Origin of the sequence: Achromobacter sp. DH1f, assembly GCF_000633435.1 — a bacterium.
Taxonomy (GTDB): Bacteria; Pseudomonadota; Gammaproteobacteria; order Burkholderiales; family Burkholderiaceae_B; genus Achromobacter; species Achromobacter deleyi.
Window position 1 is genome coordinate 1 of the sequence record NZ_AYMF01000052.1, and the last position, 5,364, is coordinate 5,364.

General features: G+C 51.8%; 2 tRNA genes and 2 rRNA genes. All 4 read left to right on the forward strand.

Annotated features, from left to right (window positions below):
- Positions 1-207: 207 nt before the first annotated feature.
- Positions 208-1,738: ribosomal RNA gene (locus U858_RS0132140) — 16S ribosomal RNA — on the forward strand.
- A 133-nt stretch (positions 1,739-1,871) separates the two neighbouring features.
- A tRNA-Ile gene (locus tag U858_RS0132145) sits at positions 1,872-1,948 on the forward strand.
- A gap of 26 nt (positions 1,949-1,974) precedes the next feature.
- Positions 1,975-2,050 (forward strand) — tRNA-Ala (locus U858_RS0132150).
- A 308-nt stretch (positions 2,051-2,358) separates the two neighbouring features.
- Positions 2,359-5,243: ribosomal RNA gene (locus U858_RS0132155) — 23S ribosomal RNA — on the forward strand.
- The 16S and 23S rRNA genes sit together here with 2 tRNA genes alongside, the layout of an rRNA operon.
- Positions 5,244-5,364: the final 121 nt, after the last annotated feature.

Here is a 5,364-nt window from a genome sequence, read left to right on the forward strand (position 1 = left end):
CCGCTCTTTAACAATTAAACAACCGATAAGTGTGGGCGCTTGATGCGAGTGCAGAGTGACTTCGGTCACAAGCACAATGAAATCAAGTGCTCACTAGAAGTGAAGTACCTTAGACGTCAAGTTTAAGAACATACCTCACTTCCTTTGAGTAGCGACGTATGACTCGACCCTTTCGGGGGTTAAGAAATACGAACAAATACAGAGATTAAACTGAAGAGTTTGATCCTGGCTCAGATTGAACGCTAGCGGGATGCCTTACACATGCAAGTCGAACGGCAGCACGGACTTCGGTCTGGTGGCGAGTGGCGAACGGGTGAGTAATGTATCGGAACGTGCCTAGTAGCGGGGGATAACTACGCGAAAGCGTAGCTAATACCGCATACGCCCTACGGGGGAAAGCAGGGGATCGCAAGACCTTGCACTATTAGAGCGGCCGATATCGGATTAGCTAGTTGGTGGGGTAACGGCTCACCAAGGCGACGATCCGTAGCTGGTTTGAGAGGACGACCAGCCACACTGGGACTGAGACACGGCCCAGACTCCTACGGGAGGCAGCAGTGGGGAATTTTGGACAATGGGGGAAACCCTGATCCAGCCATCCCGCGTGTGCGATGAAGGCCTTCGGGTTGTAAAGCACTTTTGGCAGGAAAGAAACGTCATGGGCTAATACCCCGTGAAACTGACGGTACCTGCAGAATAAGCACCGGCTAACTACGTGCCAGCAGCCGCGGTAATACGTAGGGTGCAAGCGTTAATCGGAATTACTGGGCGTAAAGCGTGCGCAGGCGGTTCGGAAAGAAAGATGTGAAATCCCAGAGCTTAACTTTGGAACTGCATTTTTAACTACCGAGCTAGAGTGTGTCAGAGGGAGGTGGAATTCCGCGTGTAGCAGTGAAATGCGTAGATATGCGGAGGAACACCGATGGCGAAGGCAGCCTCCTGGGATAACACTGACGCTCATGCACGAAAGCGTGGGGAGCAAACAGGATTAGATACCCTGGTAGTCCACGCCCTAAACGATGTCAACTAGCTGTTGGGGCCTTCGGGCCTTGGTAGCGCAGCTAACGCGTGAAGTTGACCGCCTGGGGAGTACGGTCGCAAGATTAAAACTCAAAGGAATTGACGGGGACCCGCACAAGCGGTGGATGATGTGGATTAATTCGATGCAACGCGAAAAACCTTACCTACCCTTGACATGTCTGGAATTTCGAAGAGATTTGGAAGTGCTCGCAAGAGAACCGGAACACAGGTGCTGCATGGCTGTCGTCAGCTCGTGTCGTGAGATGTTGGGTTAAGTCCCGCAACGAGCGCAACCCTTGTCATTAGTTGCTACGAAAGGGCACTCTAATGAGACTGCCGGTGACAAACCGGAGGAAGGTGGGGATGACGTCAAGTCCTCATGGCCCTTATGGGTAGGGCTTCACACGTCATACAATGGTCGGGACAGAGGGTCGCCAACCCGCGAGGGGGAGCCAATCCCAGAAACCCGATCGTAGTCCGGATCGCAGTCTGCAACTCGACTGCGTGAAGTCGGAATCGCTAGTAATCGCGGATCAGCATGTCGCGGTGAATACGTTCCCGGGTCTTGTACACACCGCCCGTCACACCATGGGAGTGGGTTTTACCAGAAGTAGTTAGCCTAACCGCAAGGGGGGCGATTACCACGGTAGGATTCATGACTGGGGTGAAGTCGTAACAAGGTAGCCGTATCGGAAGGTGCGGCTGGATCACCTCCTTTCAGAGCTTAGTGCTCGTGTTAAGCGTCCACTCTTATCGGTTGTTTGATATATAGCTGGGATCGGTTGTGGGCTTGGGTAGAGGGATTCCTCCCTGTGTCCATGGCATCCTGACTACTGATCCGAGAAGGTTTTGGGTCTGTAGCTCAGTCGGTTAGAGCACCGTCTTGATAAGGCGGGGGTCGTTGGTTCGAATCCAACCAGACCCACCAAGTATTTAACGCCAGGCGTTGAATATGGGGGTGTAGCTCAGCTGGGAGAGCGCCTGCTTTGCAAGCAGGATGTCATCGGTTCGATCCCGTTCACCTCCACCATTGATTCTCAAACAGTCACCTGGTGGTGACGTGTAGAGGCTAACTCATAGCATCGTGATTAAATAAATCGACGGTCTTATGAGTTAGGTTTTACCTAACAGCTATATTCGTTCTTTAACAATCTGGAAGAAGCACAACGAAATGTACTTATCAAGTACTCGACGCAAGTCGATGAAGATAAGTACGGGTTGTGATTGCATTATTTTGTTCCAAGTTCTCAAGACTGAAGTGAATAACTTCAGACTGCTTTGAAACTTATGAACGGCACAAACGCTAATACTCAGGTCCTATAGCCTACAGCGTTATAGGATCAAGCGACTAAGTGCATATGGTGGATGCCTTGGCGATCACAGGCGATGAAGGACGTAGTAGCCTGCGAAAAGCTACGGGGAGCTGGCAAACAAGCTTTGATCCGTAGATGTCCGAATGGGGAAACCCACTGCAGCAATGCAGTATCCCTAGCTGAATACATAGGCTAGTGGAAGCGAACCGGGTGAACTGAAACATCTCAGTAGCTCGAGGAAAAGAAATCAACCGAGATTCCGAAAGTAGTGGCGAGCGAAATCGGAAGAGCCTTTACGTTTTAGCATGCAAGATAATCGAACGGAATGGAAAGTCCGGCCGTAGCAGGTGATAGCCCTGTAGATGAAATTTTGTGTGTGGAACTAAGCGTAAGAAAAGTAGGGCGGGACACGTGAAATCCTGTTTGAAGATGGGGGGACCATCCTCCAAGGCTAAATACTCGTGATCGACCGATAGTGAACCAGTACCGTGAGGGAAAGGCGAAAAGAACCCCGGAAGGGGAGTGAAATAGATCCTGAAACCGTATGCATACAAACAGTAGGAGCCTCCTTGTGGGGTGACTGCGTACCTTTTGTATAATGGGTCAGCGACTTACATTCAGTGGCAAGGTTAACCGAATAGGGAAGCCGTAGCGAAAGCGAGTCCGAATAGGGCGATTCAGTCGCTGGGTGTAGACCCGAAACCAGATGATCTATCCATGGCCAGGTTGAAGGCACGGTAACACGTGCTGGAGGACCGAACCCACTAATGTTGAAAAATTAGGGGATGAGCTGTGGATAGGGGTGAAAGGCTAAACAAATCTGGAAATAGCTGGTTCTCTCCGAAAACTATTTAGGTAGTGCCTCAAGTATTACTGCGGGGGGTAGAGCACTGTTATAGCTAGGGGGTCATGGCGACTTACCAAACTATGGCAAACTCCGAATACCCGCAAGTACAGCTTGGGAGACAGAGCACCGGGTGCTAACGTCCGGACTCAAGAGGGAAACAACCCAGACCGCCAGCTAAGGTCCCGAATTATCGCTAAGTGGGAAACGAAGTGGGAAGGCATAGACAGTCAGGAGGTTGGCTTAGAAGCAGCCATCCTTTAAAGAAAGCGTAATAGCTCACTGATCGAGTCGTCCTGCGCGGAAGATGTAACGGGGCTAAGCGATAAACCGAAGCTGCGGGTGTGCACTTTTAGTGCACGCGGTAGGAGAGCGTTCTGTAAGCCTGCGAAGGTGGCTTGTAAAGGCTGCTGGAGGTATCAGAAGTGCGAATGCTGACATGAGTAGCGATAAAGGGGGTGAAAAGCCCCCTCGCCGTAAGTCCAAGGTTTCCTGCGCAACGTTCATCGGCGCAGGGTGAGTCGGCCCCTAAGGCGAGGCAGAGATGCGTAGCTGATGGGAAACTGGTTAATATTCCAGTACCGTCGTACAGTGCGATGGGGGGACGGATCGCGGAAGATCATCAGGGTGTTGGATGTCCCTGTTGCTGTATCGAAGATGGCGCTTAGGCAAATCCGGGCGCGTAAATCAAGGGTATGGCACGAGCGAGCATTGCTTGCGAAGTGATTGGAAGTGGTTCCAAGAAAAGCCTCTAAGCTTCAGCTGTACGAGACCGTACCGCAAACCGACACAGGTGGACGGGATGAATATTCCAAGGCGCTTGAGAGAACTCAGGAGAAGGAACTCGGCAAATTGATACCGTAACTTCGGGAGAAGGTATACCCCGGTAGTGTGAAGCGCCTGCGCGCTTAGCATGATGGGGTCGCAGAGAATCGGTGGCTGCGACTGTTTATTAAAAACACAGCACTCTGCAAAGACGAAAGTCGACGTATAGGGTGTGACGCCTGCCCGGTGCCGGAAGGTTAAGTGATGGGGTGCAAGCTCTTGATCGAAGCCCCGGTAAACGGCGGCCGTAACTATAACGGTCCTAAGGTAGCGAAATTCCTTGTCGGGTAAGTTCCGACCTGCACGAATGGCGTAACGATGGCCACACTGTCTCCTCCTGAGACTCAGCGAAGTTGAAGTGTTTGTGATGATGCAATCTACCCGCGGCTAGACGGAAAGACCCCATGAACCTTTACTGTAGCTTTGCATTGGACTGTGAACCGGCCTGTGTAGGATAGGTGGGAGGCTTTGAAGCGTGGTCGCTAGATCACGTGGAGCCATCCTTGAAATACCACCCTGGTTTGTTTGCGGTTCTAACCTTGGTCCGTTATCCGGATCGGGGACAGTGCATGGTGGGCAGTTTGACTGGGGCGGTCTCCTCCCAAAGTGTAACGGAGGAGTTCGAAGGTACGCTAGGTACGGTCGGAAATCGTGCTGATAGTGCAATGGCATAAGCGTGCTTGACTGTGAGACTGACAAGTCGAACAGGTGCGAAAGCAGGACATAGTGATCCGGTGGTTCTGAATGGAAGGGCCATCGCTCAACGGATAAAAGGTACTCTGGGGATAACAGGCTGATACCGCCCAAGAGTTCATATCGACGGCGGTGTTTGGCACCTCGATGTCGGCTCATCTCATCCTGGGGCTGTAGCCGGTCCCAAGGGTATGGCTGTTCGCCATTTAAAGAGGTACGTGAGCTGGGTTTAAAACGTCGTGAGACAGTTTGGTCCCTATCTGCCGTGGGCGTTGGATACTTGACGGAGCCTGCTCCTAGTACGAGAGGACCGGAGTGGACGTACCTCTGGTGTACCGGTTGTCATGCCAATGGCATTGCCGGGTAGCTAAGTACGGAAGAGATAACCGCTGAAGGCATCTAAGCGGGAAACTCGTCTGAAGATTAGGTATCCCGGGGACTTGATCCCCCTGAAGAGTCGTTCGAGACCAGGACGTTGATAGGTCGGGTGTGGAAGCGCAGTAATGCGTTAAGCTAACCGATACTAATTGCTCGTGAGGCTTGATCCTATAACACTGATGGTTATGACCTGGTGGTATAGCGTTCCAAGTGTCGTTCAATACAAAATCTGGCTGCACCGTCAGCAGTCAGCCAACACCAATTACACCCCACTGTGCGTGATCATCGAGC